Genomic DNA, 17,039 nt, shown 5'->3' on the forward strand with positions numbered 1-17,039 from the left:
GAACTTTTTTTTGACCCCATAGTCTTTAGGTATAACAGCTTTATATCTAAACCAAGAAAAGGGCTGCTTACGCAGCCTTTTTCTTTTTGGGCGAGTTAACATCAAAAATTAACACGCCTCATTTGCTTTAACTCTGAAATCTCTGAAGTGGAGTAAACCCAGACTATGAAAATGAAATTATCTGTTATTAGTGCTGCCCTTTTATCGTCAAGCTTATTATTGAGTCCGGCGATTGCAACTGCAAAACTTCCTATTGCAGTTAATGGTCAACAGTTACCTACCTTAGCGCCTATGCTTGAACAGATCACCCCTGGGGTTGTCAGTATCCAAGTTTCTGGCTCAAAAGAAGTACGCCGCCGTGCAACACCCTTTGATGACTTTTTTGGTGTCCCCCGAGGTGGTAGCCAAAAACGCCAGTTTAGCGGTCTTGGGTCAGGTGTAATCATTGATGCAAAAGAGGGTTATGTAGTCACCAACAACCATGTGATCGAAGACGCAGAAAAAATGGTCGTCACGTTAGAGGACGGTCGTGAGTATGAAGCAACAAAAATCGGTAGTGATAAAGAGTCTGATGTCGCATTGCTGCAAATTGATGCCGAAGACTTAACAGCCCTGAAGATTGCCGATTCGGATAAACTTCGTGTGGGTGACTTTGCCGTTGCGATTGGTAATCCATTTGGTTTAAGTCACACCGTGACATCAGGTATCGTCAGTGCCCTTGGCCGCAGCGGTTTAAATATAGAAGGCTATGAAGACTTTATTCAAACCGATGCTGCTATTAACCAAGGTAACTCTGGCGGCGCCTTAGTTAACCTAAACGGTGAACTAATTGGTATCAATACGGCTATTTTAGGCGCCTCAGGCGGTAACGTAGGTATTGGTTTTGCCATTCCATCAACCATGATGAAAAACCTTGTTGACCAAATTATTGAGCACGGTGAGGTTCGACGTGGCTCACTAGGTATTTCAGGTCGTCCACTTGATGCAGGCCTTGCTAAAGCGCAAAAGCTCGATGTGAAACAAGGTGCTTATGTGATGCAAGTAATGGATGATACCGCAGCGAGTAAAGCAGGCATAAAGGCTGGTGATGTCATTATTAGTGTTGATGGTAGCGAGATCAGTGGTTTTCATGAACTGCGCAGTAAGATAGCTACCCTAGGTGAAGGTAAAAAAGTCAAACTGGGCATTTATCGTGATGGTAAAGTTAAAACAGTGAGCGTTACCTTAGATGGTGCAGCAAGCTCAGTGTCCGCTGGCGAAGAAACCCACCCTGCTTTCCAAGGCGCAACCCTTGAAAACACGCAAAAAAGTGATGGTAAAGGCGTAGAGGTTACCTCGGTAGAAGCTCGCTCACCAGCAGCACGAGTAGGCTTGGAAGAGGGAGATGTGATCATGCAAGTCAACCGACAACGCGTTGAGAATATCCGAGATATGCACAAGATTATTGAAAACACCCAAGGCAATATTGTCCTAGGTGTAAAACGTGGAAGAGAGCTTATTTTTGTTCTTATCCAATAAACTTAATTGATTAATCATGAAAAAATAACAGTGGTGCTTGCCGCTGTTATTTTTTTTGTGCCATCATTAAGGGATTGCTCACTGATAATAAGAATACTGTGCTTAAACTTTTAAAATTTATTCTTCCACCACTTTTCACAGGCTTAGGCATTGCCTTTTTAGTCGTTTTGCTCAGTCCTACGATGCGCGCGGCGCTGTTTCCGAATGTCAGCCTACCGGATGCAATATCCACTCAACATATGAGTTTTGCGGACGCAGTCCATCGTGCAGCGCCTTCGGTAGTGACTATTTTTTCAGAGAGCATCAGTAATCAACCTCGTTACAAGCGACAAAATACCATTCAAGAGCTTGGCTCTGGTGTAATCATGTCGCAAGACGGGTATATTTTAACGAACTACCATGTCATTAATAATGCCGATCAAATCATTGTTATCTTAACTGATGGTCGTCGCTTCTATGATGTTCAGTTAATTGGCTTTGATACAATCACTGACTTGGCCTTATTAAAGATCAATTCTGATCATTTACCTGTTATCCCGATTAATGATGACTTCAAGCCTCGCGTTGGTGATGTTGTTTTAGCGATTGGTAATCCACTTAATTTAGGGCAAACAATTACTCAAGGTATTATCAGTGCAACAGGAAAACAAAAAATTACAGATAGTCCTTACAATAACTTGCTCCAGATGGACGCTGCGATAAACGTGGGTAACTCCGGTGGCGCATTAGTTAATTCTCGGGGTGACTTAGTCGGTATTACTTCTGCACAATTTAAAACCCGTGAAAATTTAGATATACAAGGTATTTTCTTTGCAGTGCCCTACTCACTGGCGAAGGATATTATGGACAAACTGATTAAACACGGCCGAGTTGTCAGAGGCTATCTTGGCTTTACGGGTACAGCTGTTGATAGCACGGGTAAAGATGTGAGTGACAACTACACCCCCGTCACTGGAATGCGTATTAATAACCTCGATCCCCTAGGCCCTGCCTGGCAAGCGGGTATTAAAGAGCAAGATATTGTGATTAAGATCGCCGGTTTATCGGTCGCTAACCCACAGCAAGTTCTTGAAAAAATTGGGAACACGGAACCTGGTAAAGAAATTGAATTTGAGCTCTACCGTGATGGTAAAATATTGAAAATCATGGTGACAGTTGCTGAACTCGAAACCAAATTATAAGCACAAAAAAGGCCTAACTTAGTATTAGGCCTTTTTTACACTTAACGTTTTCTAACTAATTTGAGCGGCGCTTAATATTAGCACCCAGCGCGCTAAGTTTATCCTCAATGCGCTGGTAACCACGATCAACGTGATAAATACGATCAACAATCGTTTCACCTTGCGCTACAATCCCCGTTAAGATAAGGCTCGCTGAAGCGCGTAGATCCGTTGCCATTACTTGTGCACCTGACAACTTATCGGTATCTCCACAAATCGCTGTATTGCCCTCTAAACGAATATTAGCCCCCATACGCTGCAACTCAGGCACGTGCATAAAACGGTTTTCGAAGATAGTTTCTGTGATTGTTGCACTGCCTTTTGCCACAACATTGAGTGCAGTAAATTGTGCTTGCATATCTGTTGGAAAACCTGGGTGTGGCATGGTTTTGATATTCACGGCTTTTAAATCACGGCCGCGCATGTCTAGGTAAATACTGTTATCTGTCACTTCAACCAATGCATTGGTAGCACGCAGTTTTTCAATCACAGGATCAAGGCTATGGTAGTGGGTATTTTTACACAGTACCTCGCCTCCGGCCATTGCCGCTGCAACCAAGAAGGTGCCTGTCTCAATACGATCTGGCAATATGCTATATTCACAACCAGATAGCGACTCAACGCCTTCAATTTCGATTCGGCTCGTACCTGCGCCAGTGATTTTTGCACCCATTGCGATTAAGCAATTAGCAAGGTCGGTAATTTCAGGCTCACGGGCTGCATTCTCAAGTACGGTTTTACCATCAGCCAGCGTTGCCGCCATTAATAAGTTTTCAGTAGCGCCGACACTGACCATTTCCATGAAAATCTCAGCACCTTTTAAGCGACCGTCAACTTTGGCATTTATATAACCGTTTTCAACCTTAATCGCCGCGCCCATGCGCTCAAGGCCCTGAATATGGATATCAACCGGACGAGCACCAATTGCACAGCCGCCAGGCAGTGATACTTGGGCTTCGCCAAAACGCGCAACCAGCGGCCCTAAAGCTAAAACCGAGGCACGCATCTGCTTTACTAATTCATAAGGTGCAAGTGTCTTATTGACGGTTGCGCCATCAATTACAAGCTTATCTTGTTGCCACTCGACATTTGCGCCCAGCGTTTTTAACAAGGCTTCTGTGGTACCGATATCGCGCAAGCGAGGGACATTACTAAAGGTACTTTTGCCTTGTCCCAACAGTGCAGCAAAAAGAATTGGCAGAGCGGCATTTTTAGCGCCTGAGATAGTGACTTCACCTGCCAGTGATATACCACCTTGAATAACAAATTGATCCATGAGGAGGTCCTGTGACTATTGTGGAAGTATAAATTTTTGTTCGCGTTTCCACTCTGTTGGTGTAAATGCTTTGATTGACACTGCGTGGATGGTACCGTCTGAGATAGTCGCCATTAATGGAGCATATACCAGTTGCTGCTTTTTAACGCGAGATAAACCATCAAAACACTCACCAACAGCAATCACTTCATAGTGACTACCGTTTGCTTTAACAATTACTTCATCTAATTTTAATTCGTCGCGTAATAACGTTTCGACTTGGCTTGTTTCCATAAATCTCACTCAAAAAGGTTTGTGACCTGACCTAATTGCATTAATTTCTGCAGTTGATCAGGGCTGTTTTTCAGCTCAAGGCGCACACCTTGCTGCTTTAATTCTGCGAAAGAATGAATTAACCAAGCTAAGCCCGCCGTGTCAACCCTAGAGACCTCAGAAAGGTCAAAATACCATGTTTTATGCTTAGTTTGTGGCTTCATATTCAGAAGTCGTTCATGACCGATAGAATTTCGAGTCAGTTCACCGCTGACGCGAAATTGGTCATCATCGAGTTGAGTAATCGATACTTTACTCATTCCCACCTTCACCTCTAAATTGCACTGGCAGTTGGCTCTTTTGCTCTAGTAAGTCACTCACATGCTCAATACCTTGTTGACGTAAGATACCTTGGAACTCACTTTGCTTTGCATCCAGTAAACTGATCCCTTCTGCAATCATATCGTAAGCGCGCCAATCACCATCACGATCTTCACGTACTTTAAAATCAATTTTGATATCAGGTTTGCCCGACTCAACAATTTTTGTCTTAACTAAAACAACGTCTTGACCTTTAAAAGGCTGAGCAGGGCCAAACTCTACACTTTGATTTGTATATTGTGTGAATACACCTGCATATGTCGCAATTAAATACTTTTGAAACACGTCAATAAAGCGCTGTAACTCTTTAATTGCTTTTGCTTTTTCAGCCTTATCCTCGATTGCTCTTACTTTTGAAACATGATTACCCAAAACACGCAGCGCTGCGTATTTATAATCAATGTATGGCATCAACTCTTCTTCAACGATAACACGCAAGTGCTCTTTGTCTTTAGCAATTAATGGCTGATCTTTAGTAATACGTGCGAATGTATTGTCAGACACTTCACGCACCATTTTATATGGATCTTTTAAATCGACGGTTGGTTCAGCCGCGTTGGCACTTAGTGCACATACAGCACTTAAACATAACAAAAATTTCTTAAACATAATTACTCACCACCCTGGTTGAATAAGAACTGACCGATTAGCTCTTCAAGTACTAATGCTGATTTAGTATCAGTAATGTAATCACCATCAGCTAATGCTTTACTCTCGACACCAAATAGTTCATCTAAGCCTGCATCTTGCTCATCGGCAGTGACTTCACTTCCCATGCAACGTTGCTCAGCTGACTGTGGCGCAATAACAGGATTGATACCTAAATATTGCTCACCCAAAATACCTGACGTTAAAATAGAGATTGATGTCGTGTCCGAAAACTTACATAAATAGTTCGCATCAATAGCCATGTTAACCACAGGAACAAACTCTTTAGGATGAATGGAGATAGACTCGACACGCCCCACAACAACCCCCCCACTTTAATTGGCGCACGCGCTTTTAAAGAGCCAATATTTTCAAACTTGGCATTAAGCTGGTAGGTCTCACCATTACCGCTGATCCCCGCATTGGCGACTTTGAATGCTAATAGCGCAAATGCAGCAATACCAAGGGCTACAAAAAAGCCAACTAAAATTTCTAATTTCCGTGAATTCATCTTTATACCCTAATTAGCTGGTAAACATTACCGCTGTTAAAATAAAGTCAAAACCTAATACTGCCAGTGACGAGTGCACAACGGTTTCTGTTGTGGCTTTGCTTATCCCTTCTGAGGTTGGGATGCAGTCATACCCTTTATAAAGAGCAATCCAAGTCACGATCATGGCAAAAACAAAACTTTTAATCATGCCGTTTACGATATCTTGTTGAAACGACACCTGCGATTGCATGATTGACCAGAAGCTACCCGAGTCAACACCAAGCCAATCAACACCCACTAAATGAGCGCCTATAATAGCTACCGCAGAAAAGATAAGTGCCAATATGGGCATACTAATGAAGCCAGCCCAGAATCGGGGTGCAATAATTCGCTTGAGCGGATCAATTGCCATCATCTCTAGACTCGATAGTTGCTCGGTTGCTTTCATTAGACCGATTTCCGCCGTTAAAGCACTTCCCGCTCGACCGGCAAAAAGCAGTGCTGTAACCACAGGCCCAAGCTCACGCAATAGGCTAAGTGCAACCAATGGACCTAAACTGTCCTCAGCACCATAACCAACTAATACAGTGTAGCCTTGGAGCGCAAGTACCATGCCTATAAATAAGCCTGACACCATAATAATAAGCAGCGATTGCGACCCCACCATATACAACTGACGTATAAGTAAAGGCGTGCCCTTTTTAAAGTTCGGCTTATTGACTAAGGCGCCAAATAACATTTGTGTAGAACGACCCAGTGCCGCAAAACGCCCTAAGGTTTTATGTCCTAGCTTTTGCAAAAGATCAAACATTGCGCACTCCTAATAACTCTTCACTGTATTCAGGAGCAGGGTAATGAAAAGGCACGGGGCCATCAGACAAACCTTTTAAGAATTGTTGTACTAATTCAGACTCGTGGTTCTGCATTTGCTCAGGGGAGCCTTCGCCTATCACCCCTTGTTCAGCAATTATAATAACATGGTCTGCAATGCTTAAAACTTCAGTGACATCATGTGTCACAATTAAAGAGGATAAACCGAGCACCTGATTAAGTGATTTTATGAGTTTCACTAACACCCCCATCGAAATAGGATCTTGGCCAGCAAAAGGCTCATCATACATAATGAGTTCAGGATCAAGTGCAATAGAACGCGCTAGTGCAGCACGCCTTGCCATACCACCCGATAACTCAGATGGCATCAAATCTTGTGCACCACGTAAACCAACGGCTTGTAGTTTCATTAACACGACAAGACGAATTAAGTCTTCACTGAGTTGCGTGTGTTCACGTAAGGGAAAAGCAATGTTATCAAATACAGTCATATCAGTGAACAAAGCGCCACTTTGAAATAACATGCTCATTTTTGTACGGGCAGCATAAAGTGCCTTGCGTGACATATTAGGGATACTCTGCCCTTCGAATAAAATGTCACCCGCGTCAGGCTTAAGTTGGCCACCAATTAAGCGTAACATGGTGGTTTTACCAATGCCGCTTGGTCCCATAATAGCGGTAATTTTGCCTTTCGGAATGTTAAAAGTCATATTTTTATATATGATTCTATCGCCCCGTGAAAAGGTTACATCCTTGATTTCTACTATTGATTGCGACAAGTCGCTCTCCATAACTTTTTTCACTAGTTTTGCCATTTTAAGGGTTTTTTAGTCAAGATGGAAAAAACAAATCGTAAAATTTTGTAATATTTTCTATCAAAATAATCTATGCTAGAAATGTCGAACTTAATACACGCTTAAATTTAGTTTCCAAAAAACACCCATTTAAAACATTCAGTCTATTCTTTTACTTATACTTTCAGGTTTGCTTTTGTTACTATTTGCAGCCATCTGTTTAAGTAATATTGGCGTATAAAAATGGTGACTTCTTTTGTCATTTTAATTATCGGTTTTGCCGCACTTGTATGGAGTGCAGACCGTTTTGTTTACGGGGCAGCGGCACTGGCAAAAAACATGGGGATCCCAACCCTAATCATTGGCCTTACGGTTGTTGCCATGGGTTCATCGGCACCCGAAATGATGGTGTCAGCATCAGCAGCCCTTGCAGGCAAAACAGATACCGCGGTAGGGAATGCTGTTGGCTCTAATATTACTAATATCTTACTAGTATTAGGTATTACAGCACTGTTAAGGCCTTTATCTGTTTCTTCAACAACACTCAAACGTGAGATGCCATTAGTACTATTAGTGTCGGTGGCTTCTTGGTACATATTCTCTGATAACTTCTTCTCATTTGCTGAGGGTGTTGCGCTCCTTATTGGCTTTATTGTTTTTATTGCAGGCTTAGTTATTATTTCTTTAAGAGATAAAAACCAAGCGGATGACCCTTTCGTTTCTGAAGCGTGTGAAGATATCCCTGATAATGTTTCTACAGGCTCAGCTTTGTTTTGGCTTGTCGTGGGTATGATCCTTCTTCCTATCAGTTCACACTTTCTGGTTGGTTCGGCAGTAGATATTGCAAAATACTTTGGCTTAAGCGACTTAGTGATTGGGTTAACCATCATTGCTATTGGCACCAGTTTACCTGAACTAGCAGCCTGTATTGCCGGGGTACTAAAAAATGAAGATGATTTAGCCTTAGGTAACATTGTTGGCTCAAACTTATTCAACCTATTGGCGGTACTGCCTCTTGCAGGGATTATCAACCCATCAATCATCGACCCTTCAGCGGCTAACCGAGATGCTTTGATTATGATTGGCGCAACCATTGCTTTAATCGCCATGTCATTGAACTTAAGAGGTGCTCGTCGTATCAATAGAATTGAAGGTGGTTTATTGTTAGTCGCATTTATTGCATACCAAGGCTATATTTTCAGTCAAATAGGATAACAAATGACGCAGCAAAGCTTTATTGCGCAAGGTAAGCGAGTTCTTGAAGTTGAAGCGCAAGCATTAAGAGAAATTGAACAGTATATCAATGCTGATTTCGAACATGCTTGCCAATTAATGTTTCATTGCACAGGTCGTATTATTGTCATAGGTATGGGTAAATCAGGCCATATCGGCAACAAAATAGCCGCTACATTAGCAAGTACAGGCACCCCTGCATTTTTTGTTCACCCAGGTGAAGCGAGTCATGGTGATTTAGGTATGATCACACGTGAAGATGTTGTGATGTGCATTTCAAATTCAGGTGAAACCAGTGAAGTGCTTGGTATTATTCCTGTTATTAAGCGTATTGGTGCAAAAATGATATCTCTAACAGGTAACCCTAACTCAACTATGGGGAAGCTATCGGATGTCCATGTGTGCATCAAAGTTAGCCAAGAAGCGTGTCCATTGGGCCTCGCCCCGACTGCCAGCACCACTGCGACATTAGTTATGGGCGATGCGATAGCCGTTGCCCTACTCGAAGCGCGCGGTTTTACTGCCGATGACTTTGCTTTATCTCACCCTGGGGGGAGCCTAGGTAAGCGCTTATTACTGAGCCTTGAAGACGTCATGCATACCGGCAGTGCCACACCTATCGTTACCGAATCCCAAAGTGTTAAAGATGCACTAATAGAAATGTCAGCCAAAGGCCTCGGTATGACAGCCATTGTCGATGAAAACAAAAAGCTTGCAGGTCTGTTTACTGACGGTGATTTACGCCGTATTTTAGAGCAACGTGTCGATATTCATAACACATCGATTAGCCAAGTAATGACGCGCTCATGCACCACCGCACATGCTGATATGCTCGCTGCGGAAGCATTGAATATTATGGAACGAAAACGCATTAACGGTTTAATAATAATCGATGAAAGTAATACACCTATTGGCGCACTTAATATGCAAGACCTTTTAAAAGCAGGGGTACTTTAAAGATGACGTTTGCCGAGCTTTATCAGCCATTAAGCACCGATGTAAGCCAACGTGCTCAGAAAATAAAACTACTCATTTGCGATATTGATGGCGTTTTCTCTGATGGCCGTATTTACTTAGGAAATAACGGTGAAGAACTCAAAGCGTTTAATACCAAAGATGGCTTTGGTATTAAAGCATTAATAAATAGTGGTTTTGAGGTTGCGGTTATTACAGGGCGGCATTCACAAATAGTTCAGCAACGCATGACTAGCCTAACAGTACAACACATCTATCAAGGTCAAGAAAACAAGCTTATTGCGTATCAAGAATTAAAAGACAAACTGACTTTGAGCGATGAGCAAATAGCCTATATCGGTGATGATGGCCCTGATTTACCTGTCATGGAAAAAGTAGGCTTTGCGATTGCTGTAAACGATGCTCACCCACTTATAAAAAGACTCGCTCATTACACCACCATGTTACCCGGAGGGTTTGGTGCTGTGCGAGAGCTGACTGATTTATTAATGCTGGAAAACGCGAAAGCGTTAACAACTGATGGAACCAGCGCATGAATATAGCCCGTATTTTACTGAGTATTGTTTTTGTTTGTTGCATGATCTGGTTATGGTATCCGTACTTTAGCCAACCAACAGGCGCAATAAACAGTGAAGACGAGATAATCGCAACACCGGATTACACCGCCATTGCGCTAAAGCAAACGGCGTATGATGAGCAAGGTAACATCAGCCATAAAGTCGCTGCGGCTAAAATGGAGCTATACCAACAATTAGGATTTACTTTTTTTGAGCAACCTATTTTTACCATTTATGGAGATCAACAGGTTTGGCAGGTGAAAGCAAAAGAGGCTACCTTGTACGAAAACGATCAACTTATTTTTGAAGGTGACGTTGTTGCAAAAAATCTAACTCATAATGGCATGATTGAAGATATCAACGCAGAAAATATCAATGTTGATATTGAAAAAATGACCATGTACTCAAAACAACCTGTTACATTAACAGGCCCAAACTTAAAGATTACCGGTAAAGGTTTAAAAGCTGATTTAAAAGCCGAAATCGTCGAGTTAACTAACCATACACGAACCATATACTATGACCAATAAACTTAAAAAATTACTTCTAATCCCAAGCTTATTGATTGCGTTTTCAAGCGCTGCTGCAGACCAAGCGGGTACTCCTATCAGCATTAGCTCAGATCGCCAAGTAGGTCAGTTAAAAAATGGTGTCGGGATTTTTGAAGAAAATGTAGAAATAACCCATGGTAATCGTCGTATTACCGCAGATCGCCTAGAAGCACATGCTGGTGAGGTTGATGGTACTGTTTCACTTATCATTGCCACTGGTAAGCCAGCCTACTTTGAAGAAAAACAAGAAGATGGCACGGTTATGAGCGCCAGTGCAGACGAAGTACGTTACGATGTAGCAAAGCGTTTACTCACCTTAGTTGGCGATGCACAAGTGACACAAGCAGGGCAAAAAGTCAGTGCAAAAAGTATAACTTACGACATGGAACAACAACTCATTAGTGCTGAAAAAGACGAAAATTCAACGGATCGTGTGCATACAATCTTAGTGCCTGTTGATAATAAAAAAGATGATAAAGGCCAGCCATGAGTACATTAAAAGCAGAGCTGTTAGCAAAGAGCTATAAAGGCCGCCAAGTTGTCAAAAATGTGGGACTAGAAGTCGAAGCTGGCAGTATTGTTGGCCTACTAGGCCCTAATGGTGCAGGTAAAACCACCACCTTCTACATGATTGTAGGGCTAGTGCCAAGCGACAAAGGTAAAATTAGTATTGATGACAACGACATCACTTTATTACCCATGCACAATCGCGCTCGATTAGGTATTGGCTATTTACCCCAAGAATCATCCATTTTTAGAAAGTTGACGGTCTACCAAAACCTGATGGCGATTCTTGAAACACGTAAAGATCTTAAAAAACAGCAACGAGAAGAAACACTCAATAACCTGCTTGATGAATTTAGTATTCAGCACATTCGAGATAGCCAAGGTATGGCGCTATCAGGAGGCGAGCGTCGCCGTGTTGAAATCGCGCGAGCATTAGCCGCAGATCCAAAATTTATTCTGCTAGATGAGCCTTTTGCTGGTGTTGATCCAATTTCAGTGTTAGATATAAAGAAAATTATAGAGCATTTGAAAAACCGTGGTATCGGTGTACTAATAACTGACCATAATGTTCGAGAAACCCTTGATGTTTGTGAAAAAGCCTACATTGTTTCTCATGGGGAGCTAATTGCATCAGGCACGCCTGAACACGTATTAGCAGACCAAACCGTACGCGATGTTTATCTAGGCGAGCAATTCAGGTTGTAACCAATACACCACCGACTAGAGCATCTGCTAGACTTACAATAATGACAACATATTGATATTGACTCAAAGTAGTATCAATAAATGATTTAAAAGGATTGTTAGGGATACATGAGGCAATCATTACAGCTGCGCATGGGCCAGCAACTTACAATGACTCCACAACTGCAACAAGCCATTCGCTTATTGCAACTTAGTACATTGGATCTCCAGCAAGAAATACAAGAAGCGCTTGATAGTAATCCTCTACTTGAAGTGGAAGAAGCGGATTACAGTGAAGACGCAATCGGTAAAAACGAACAAAAATCTGACTCTGATGATTCACAAGTCACTGCTACGGCAGAAGAAGCACCAAGTGAGTACGAGCAAGAAAGCAGTGATGCACTCAATAAAGATACCGTTAGTGACGACCTAGCAATGGACGTCACGTGGGATGAGTACATGAGTGCAGCTCCTTCAACCTCTTCAGGGCCAATGCCAGAAGATGAGTCTATTTATCAAGGTGCGTCAACCGAAACTCTCCACGAATATCTGATGTGGCAACTACAGTTGACCCCATTTAGTCCAACTGATGAAGCAATTGCTGTTGCTATAGTCGAAGCTATTGATGACTCAGGTATTTTAACCGTCAGTTGTGAGGATATTGTTGAAAGCTTTAATCAAAACGATGATGAAGAAGAAGAAATAGAACTTGATGAAGTCGAAGCGGTCCTAAAAAGAATACAGCTATTTGATCCTGTCGGCATTGGTGCTCGCAGTTTACAAGAGTGCCTATGTATTCAACTTCGTCAATTCGATGCAGATACACCTTATTTGGCTGAAACTAAAATGGTTTTATCTGAGCACATCGAATTATTAGCAAGTCGCGACTATCGTACTTTGATGAAAAAGACTAAGCTTAAAGAAAACGAGCTAAAAGAAGTCATGACGCTTATCCATAGCTTGAACCCTAAGCCCGCGGATAGCATCGTACGTGAAGAGTCTGAATACGTCATACCCGACGTATCAGTAAAAAAAGTAAAAGGTCGTTGGGTCGTTGAGCTTAACCCTGACTGTATGCCAAAGATCAGAGTGAATAGCCAATATGCGGCTATGTCACGCTCTGTAAAATCAAGCAGCGACAGTCAGTTTATTCGCTCTCATCTGCAAGAAGCTAAGTGGTTTATTAAAAGCTTAGAGAGCCGGAATGATACTTTATTAAAAGTAACGAACTGTATTGTTCAACAACAACAGGCTTTCTTTGAACACGGCCCTGAGGCGATGAAACCGATGGTGCTAAATGATGTCGCTGAAATGGTCGAAATGCATGAATCGACGATTTCACGGGTTACAACGCAAAAATATATGCATACCCCAAGGGGTATTTTTGAGTTGAAATATTTCTTCTCAAGCCACGTCAGCACAGAAAATGGTGGCGAGTGTTCATCAACGGCAATACGCGCTTTAATCAAAAAGCTTATTGCCGCAGAAAACTCAGCGAAGCCATTGAGTGATAGTAAGATTGCAGATATATTGGCTGAGCAAGGAATTAAAGTAGCTAGACGTACAATTGCAAAATACCGAGAGTCTCTAGCAATACCGCCGTCTAATCAGCGTAAAAGCTTGATTTAGACGTTTTACATAGAAGGAAAATGCTTATGCAACTAAACCTAACTGGTCGTCATGTAGAAATCACAGATTCATTAAAAGACTATGTAAACACCAAGTTTGCGAAACTAGAAAGGCATTTTGATCATATTAATAATGTTCATGTCATTTTAGACGTAGAAAAATTAAGTCAAAAAGCAGAAGCAACTTTACATGTAAACGGAGGCGAACTGTTTGCCTCTACAGAGCATCAAGATATGTACGCGGCCATCGACTCGCTAATTGATAAGCTTGATCGCCAAGTAATTAAACACAAAGAGAAATTAGCTCGACACTAAATTATGAAACTTAGTTCACTTACTAGCCAGGACTGCAGCAAAGCTGCGGTCCTTTTTAATAGCAAAAAAAGAATTCTCGAATTTATCAGCGAACTCGCTCATGAGCAGCTTCCTCATCTATCGCAGCAAGATATTCTTAATGCTTTACTCAATCGAGAAAAATTGGGGAGCACAGGAATTGGTAGAGGTATTGCTATTCCGCATGGTCGTATGTCAGGTGCTGATAAACCGCATGCGTTTATTATAGTGAGCGAATCTCCAATTAACTTTGACGCAATTGACAACCGCCCTGTTGATATTTTTGTTGCACTCATCGTACCTGATGGAGACTGCCAACTTCATTTAAAGACCTTATCAACAATTGCTGATAGACTAAAAGACAAAGAATTTTGTAAACAGTTACGCAGCGCTAAAACCGATCAGGAACTGTTTCAAGTTATTGCATCAGAGGCATAAATGGAATTAATTATTATCAGTGGCCGTTCTGGCTCAGGTAAATCAGTCGCTTTACGAGTCCTTGAGGATCTTGGTTATTATTGCGTTGATAATATTCCTGTAAACCTATTACCTTCGCTAGTGCGCAGCGTCTCTGATAATTACGACAAAATAGCAGTCAGTATCGACGTACGTAACCTGCCAAAAGAGCAACAAGAATTTAATGATATTCTTGAATACTTGCCAGGTTTCGCCAATCCAACCTTATTTTACCTTGATAGTGATGATCAAACACTCATTAGACGTTTCTCTGAGACAAGACGTTTACATCCGCTTTCTTTAGATTCTTTACCACTCGATTTAGCAATTAAGCAAGAAAAAATACTGCTCGATGTACTAATTACCCGCGCCGACTTTATGATCGACACAACGGATTTAAGTGTACATCAGCTAGCAGAGTCAATTCGTGAGAAGATTCTCGGTAAAAAAGACAAAAAGCTTATTATTACCTTTATGTCATTTGGCTTTAAGCATGGTATCCCGAAAGAAGCTGACTATGTATTTGATGCACGCTTTTTACCAAACCCACACTGGGAGCCAGATCTTAAGCCACTTACGGGTCTCGACCAACCAGTTAAAGATTACCTTGCAAGCCATAGCATAGTGCAAAAATTTACTTGGCAGATTCAAACCTTTGTGCAAACGTGGTTACCACACCTTGAACGTAATAACCGCAGCTATTTAACGATCGCAATTGGCTGCACAGGTGGACAGCATCGCTCGGTTTACTTAGCACAGACGATTGGTGAAAGTTTCGCGAAAAGCCATGCGAATGTAAAAATTCGCCATCGTGAGCAAGACTTATAATAAGGGCTTTAACATGTATGCTGAAAATACGTTTTTAATTCAAAACAAACTTGGCTTACACGCTCGGGCAGCAACTGTACTTGCACAACTTGCACTTCAATTTGATGCTAAAATTATGTTATATCAAGATGACAAAGAAGCTGAAGGTGACAGTGTACTTGCTCTAATGTTATTAGAAAGCAGCCAAGGTAAAGAAGTACGCGTTGTATGCGAAGGCCCTGATGCAACTGCTGCACTTAATGCAATAGGTGAATTAATAGCACAACGCTTTCATGAGCAAGAATAGCATTTGCTAAGCACGAAAGATTTGCGTTAAACTTAACTTAGGTATTTAAATTCCTCTTAAATATCTTACTTTTAAGTCATTCGTTCATCTTATATAACAAATATTCTTAATATAATGGTTGCTTTAAACGATAACTCAGCAAATTTATTATTGTGCAACTATGCTGTATTTATTTAGCCAGAGCTCACTTTTTAGTTGTAAGGACGCCAATGCCAGAAGCCTTTGAACAAGATTACCCACTACAACAACTTAAACAGGTGACCAAGTCACTTAATAGTGGTCAATTTGTTCAAGTGCGCGGTATGCTAGCTAAAACAGCACCTTGCGATACAGCACTGTTACTTGAGTCATCACCTCATAAAATCCGCCGCATGTTGTGGCAACTCGTTGATCCAGATGTACGTGGTGACGTACTTGAAGAGCTTTCAGAAGATGTACGCCTTGGCATTATTGCCCAGATGGAACCTGAGCATATTGCCGCCGCAACTGAGGACATGGACGATGATGACTTAGGTGAAGTACTTCGTAGCTTACCTGATACTGTTTATCAAGATGTTGTCGGGGCTATGGATACGCAAGATAGAGAAAGAGCGACCCAAGCACTTTCTTATCAGGAGCGCTCTGCAGGCGCACTAATGAATAGTGATACCGTCACTATTCGCCCCGATGTCACATTAGACGTTGTACTGCGTTATTTACGTCTACGTGGTGAGCTACCTGAAGGTACAGATGATCTGTACGTGGTTGATAAACATAATTGCTTTTTAGGTGCCTTGTCATTAACAACACTTTTAACCAGCCCATCAGACAAAATTGTTCGCGATTTAATGGATGAAGAATGTGAGTCTATTCTCATTTCGATGGACGAAAGTGATGTTGCTCAACTATTCGAGCGTCATAACTGGATTTCAGCGCCTGTTGTGGATGATAACGCCCACTTGCTTGGTCGTATAACCATCGATGACATCGTTGACGTCATTCGTGAAGATGCAGAGCATAGCATGCTTAGCCTTGCGGGTCTTGATGATGAAGAAGACACCTTTGCACCCGTTCTGAAAAGCTCGCAGCGTCGCTCTATTTGGCTTGGGGTGAACCTATTAACCGCATTGTTAGCTGCCATCGTTGCAAGCTTCTTTGAAAACACCTTAGCAATCTTACCAATCCTTGCGGTACTTAATGGAATTGTGCCTTCAATGGGGGGAGTTGCTGGTAGCCAAACACTTACTTTAGTTATTCGTGGTATAGCCGTTGGCCATATTAATCAAACCAACCAACGCTTTTTATTACTCAAAGAACTCGCGATTGGGGCGCTAAATGGTGTTATTTGGTCGATATTAATCGCCGGTGTTGTCGCACTCTGGCAGTGGGACTTTAAGCTCGGTGCGGTGCTTGCCTTTGCGATGTTTATGAATCTCGTTGCAGCAGGTATTGCTGGTGCGAGCATTCCTTTGATCTTAAAGAAAATGAAAATTGACCCTGCTCTTGCAGGCAGTGTCGTGCTGACCACCGTCACCGATATTGTGGGCATTTTTGCCTTTTTAGGCACCGCAACCTGGTTATTAATTTAATATAAAAACGGCCCTTCTAA

General features: G+C 41.9%; 20 protein-coding genes and 1 pseudogene. 14 read left to right on the top strand and 7 right to left on the bottom strand.

Annotation, left to right across the window (positions count from 1 at the left end):
• Positions 1-165 precede the first annotated feature (165 nt).
• Both L0Z67_RS14720 and L0Z67_RS14725 read left to right on the top strand, forming a co-directional pair.
• Complete coding sequence (locus L0Z67_RS14720) at positions 166-1,518, top strand: Do family serine endopeptidase (protein WP_062568571.1); 1,353 nt, start codon at positions 166-168, stop codon at positions 1,516-1,518.
• A gap of 98 nt (positions 1,519-1,616) precedes the next feature.
• On the top strand, positions 1,617-2,699 hold the full coding sequence (locus L0Z67_RS14725; protein WP_062568570.1) for a trypsin-like peptidase domain-containing protein: 1,083 nt from the start codon (positions 1,617-1,619) through the stop codon (positions 2,697-2,699).
• Between the two features lie 55 nt (positions 2,700-2,754).
• Here the strand turns inward: L0Z67_RS14725 and murA are convergent, their stop codons facing one another.
• The 7 genes and pseudogenes from murA to L0Z67_RS14760 all read right to left on the bottom strand — a co-directional run bounded on the left by murA (position 2,755) and on the right by L0Z67_RS14760 (position 7,410).
• Positions 2,755-4,014: a UDP-N-acetylglucosamine 1-carboxyvinyltransferase gene (gene murA / locus L0Z67_RS14730; protein WP_405128194.1), complete on the bottom strand. Its 1,260-nt coding sequence runs from the start codon at positions 4,012-4,014 to the stop codon at positions 2,755-2,757.
• Between the two features lie 15 nt (positions 4,015-4,029).
• A complete protein-coding gene (locus L0Z67_RS14735; protein WP_062568568.1) occupies positions 4,030-4,287 on the bottom strand; it encodes a BolA family protein in 258 nt (85 codons plus the stop codon).
• 5 nt (positions 4,288-4,292) lie between these two features.
• The gene (locus tag L0Z67_RS14740) at positions 4,293-4,586 is read right to left on the bottom strand and encodes a lipid asymmetry maintenance protein MlaB (RefSeq protein ID WP_062568567.1); all 294 of its coding nucleotides are present in this window, start codon (positions 4,584-4,586) and stop codon (positions 4,293-4,295) included.
• The gene (locus tag L0Z67_RS14745) at positions 4,579-5,256 is read right to left on the bottom strand and encodes a phospholipid-binding protein MlaC (protein ID WP_062568566.1); all 678 of its coding nucleotides are present in this window, start codon (positions 5,254-5,256) and stop codon (positions 4,579-4,581) included. The genes L0Z67_RS14740 and L0Z67_RS14745 overlap by 8 nt, the downstream gene beginning before the upstream one ends.
• A gap of 2 nt (positions 5,257-5,258) precedes the next feature.
• Positions 5,259-5,806 (bottom strand): annotated as a pseudogene (mlaD, locus tag L0Z67_RS14750) (outer membrane lipid asymmetry maintenance protein MlaD).
• Between the two features lie 13 nt (positions 5,807-5,819).
• Entirely contained in the window at positions 5,820-6,599 is a 780-nt protein-coding gene (gene mlaE / locus L0Z67_RS14755) for a lipid asymmetry maintenance ABC transporter permease subunit MlaE (protein WP_062568564.1), read from the bottom strand.
• On the bottom strand, positions 6,592-7,410 hold the full coding sequence (locus tag L0Z67_RS14760; protein WP_083515295.1) for an ATP-binding cassette domain-containing protein: 819 nt from the start codon (positions 7,408-7,410) through the stop codon (positions 6,592-6,594). Before L0Z67_RS14760 ends, mlaE begins: the two co-directional genes overlap by 8 nt.
• 246 nt (positions 7,411-7,656) lie before the next feature.
• Here L0Z67_RS14760 and L0Z67_RS14765 point away from each other — a divergent pair, with 246 nt between their 5' ends.
• The 12 genes from L0Z67_RS14765 to mgtE all read left to right on the top strand — a co-directional run bounded on the left by L0Z67_RS14765 (position 7,657) and on the right by mgtE (position 17,019).
• Entirely contained in the window at positions 7,657-8,628 is a 972-nt protein-coding gene (locus L0Z67_RS14765) for a calcium/sodium antiporter (protein WP_193987852.1), read from the top strand.
• Positions 8,629-8,631: 3 nt separating this feature from the next.
• Positions 8,632-9,603, top strand: a complete 972-nt coding sequence (locus tag L0Z67_RS14770; protein ID WP_062568561.1) for a KpsF/GutQ family sugar-phosphate isomerase — start codon at positions 8,632-8,634, stop codon at positions 9,601-9,603.
• A gap of 2 nt (positions 9,604-9,605) precedes the next feature.
• Entirely contained in the window at positions 9,606-10,157 is a 552-nt protein-coding gene (kdsC, locus tag L0Z67_RS14775; protein ID WP_405128195.1) for a 3-deoxy-manno-octulosonate-8-phosphatase KdsC, read from the top strand.
• A complete protein-coding gene (gene lptC, locus L0Z67_RS14780; protein WP_062568559.1) occupies positions 10,154-10,708 on the top strand; it encodes an LPS export ABC transporter periplasmic protein LptC in 555 nt (184 codons plus the stop codon). The genes kdsC and lptC overlap by 4 nt, the downstream gene beginning before the upstream one ends.
• Positions 10,698-11,219, top strand: a complete 522-nt coding sequence (gene lptA / locus L0Z67_RS14785; RefSeq protein ID WP_062568558.1) for a lipopolysaccharide transport periplasmic protein LptA — start codon at positions 10,698-10,700, stop codon at positions 11,217-11,219. The genes lptC and lptA overlap by 11 nt, the downstream gene beginning before the upstream one ends.
• Positions 11,216-11,941: an LPS export ABC transporter ATP-binding protein gene (gene lptB, locus L0Z67_RS14790; protein WP_062568557.1), complete on the top strand. Its 726-nt coding sequence runs from the start codon at positions 11,216-11,218 to the stop codon at positions 11,939-11,941. Before lptA ends, lptB begins: the two co-directional genes overlap by 4 nt.
• A 108-nt stretch (positions 11,942-12,049) precedes the next feature.
• Positions 12,050-13,549 carry an RNA polymerase factor sigma-54 gene (locus L0Z67_RS14795; protein ID WP_062568556.1) on the top strand — a complete coding sequence of 500 codons (1,500 nt, stop codon included), beginning with the start codon at positions 12,050-12,052 and terminating at the stop codon, positions 13,547-13,549.
• Between the two features lie 26 nt (positions 13,550-13,575).
• Complete coding sequence (hpf, locus tag L0Z67_RS14800; RefSeq protein ID WP_062568555.1) at positions 13,576-13,863, top strand: ribosome hibernation promoting factor; 288 nt, start codon at positions 13,576-13,578, stop codon at positions 13,861-13,863.
• Between the two features lie 3 nt (positions 13,864-13,866).
• The gene (gene ptsN / locus L0Z67_RS14805) at positions 13,867-14,319 is read left to right on the top strand and encodes a PTS IIA-like nitrogen regulatory protein PtsN (protein ID WP_062568554.1); all 453 of its coding nucleotides are present in this window, start codon (positions 13,867-13,869) and stop codon (positions 14,317-14,319) included.
• A complete protein-coding gene (gene rapZ, locus L0Z67_RS14810; protein WP_062568553.1) occupies positions 14,320-15,165 on the top strand; it encodes an RNase adapter RapZ in 846 nt (281 codons plus the stop codon).
• A 13-nt stretch (positions 15,166-15,178) separates the two neighbouring features.
• Positions 15,179-15,451, top strand: coding sequence for an HPr family phosphocarrier protein (locus L0Z67_RS14815; protein WP_062568552.1), 273 nt, complete (start codon positions 15,179-15,181; stop codon positions 15,449-15,451).
• Between the two features lie 209 nt (positions 15,452-15,660).
• On the top strand, positions 15,661-17,019 hold the full coding sequence (gene mgtE, locus L0Z67_RS14820) for a magnesium transporter (protein WP_062568551.1): 1,359 nt from the start codon (positions 15,661-15,663) through the stop codon (positions 17,017-17,019).
• The last annotated feature ends 20 nt before the right edge of the window (positions 17,020-17,039 follow it).

Source organism: Pseudoalteromonas sp. PB2-1, assembly GCF_045040605.1.
Classification (GTDB): Bacteria; Pseudomonadota; Gammaproteobacteria; order Enterobacterales; family Alteromonadaceae; genus Pseudoalteromonas; species Pseudoalteromonas arabiensis.

Coding starts and splice junctions, on each gene's coding strand:
- L0Z67_RS14720 (WP_062568571.1), top strand. CDS start 166: ATGAAAATGAAATTATCTGTTATTAGTGCTGCCCTTTTATCGTCAAGC.
- murA (WP_405128194.1), bottom strand. CDS start 4,014: ATGGATCAATTTGTTATTCAAGGTGGTATATCACTGGCAGGTGAAGTC.
- L0Z67_RS14735 (WP_062568568.1), bottom strand. CDS start 4,287: ATGGAAACAAGCCAAGTCGAAACGTTATTACGCGACGAATTAAAATTA.
- L0Z67_RS14740 (WP_062568567.1), bottom strand. CDS start 4,586: ATGAGTAAAGTATCGATTACTCAACTCGATGATGACCAATTTCGCGTC.
- L0Z67_RS14745 (WP_062568566.1), bottom strand. CDS start 5,256: ATGTTTAAGAAATTTTTGTTATGTTTAAGTGCTGTATGTGCACTAAGT.
- mlaE (WP_062568564.1), bottom strand. CDS start 6,599: ATGTTTGATCTTTTGCAAAAGCTAGGACATAAAACCTTAGGGCGTTTT.
- L0Z67_RS14760 (WP_083515295.1), bottom strand. CDS start 7,410: ATGGAGAGCGACTTGTCGCAATCAATAGTAGAAATCAAGGATGTAACC.
- L0Z67_RS14765 (WP_193987852.1), top strand. CDS start 7,657: ATGGTGACTTCTTTTGTCATTTTAATTATCGGTTTTGCCGCACTTGTA.
- L0Z67_RS14770 (WP_062568561.1), top strand. CDS start 8,632: ATGACGCAGCAAAGCTTTATTGCGCAAGGTAAGCGAGTTCTTGAAGTT.
- kdsC (WP_405128195.1), top strand. CDS start 9,606: ATGACGTTTGCCGAGCTTTATCAGCCATTAAGCACCGATGTAAGCCAA.
- lptC (WP_062568559.1), top strand. CDS start 10,154: ATGAATATAGCCCGTATTTTACTGAGTATTGTTTTTGTTTGTTGCATG.
- lptA (WP_062568558.1), top strand. CDS start 10,698: ATGACCAATAAACTTAAAAAATTACTTCTAATCCCAAGCTTATTGATT.
- lptB (WP_062568557.1), top strand. CDS start 11,216: ATGAGTACATTAAAAGCAGAGCTGTTAGCAAAGAGCTATAAAGGCCGC.
- L0Z67_RS14795 (WP_062568556.1), top strand. CDS start 12,050: ATGAGGCAATCATTACAGCTGCGCATGGGCCAGCAACTTACAATGACT.
- hpf (WP_062568555.1), top strand. CDS start 13,576: ATGCAACTAAACCTAACTGGTCGTCATGTAGAAATCACAGATTCATTA.
- ptsN (WP_062568554.1), top strand. CDS start 13,867: ATGAAACTTAGTTCACTTACTAGCCAGGACTGCAGCAAAGCTGCGGTC.
- rapZ (WP_062568553.1), top strand. CDS start 14,320: ATGGAATTAATTATTATCAGTGGCCGTTCTGGCTCAGGTAAATCAGTC.
- L0Z67_RS14815 (WP_062568552.1), top strand. CDS start 15,179: ATGTATGCTGAAAATACGTTTTTAATTCAAAACAAACTTGGCTTACAC.
- mgtE (WP_062568551.1), top strand. CDS start 15,661: ATGCCAGAAGCCTTTGAACAAGATTACCCACTACAACAACTTAAACAG.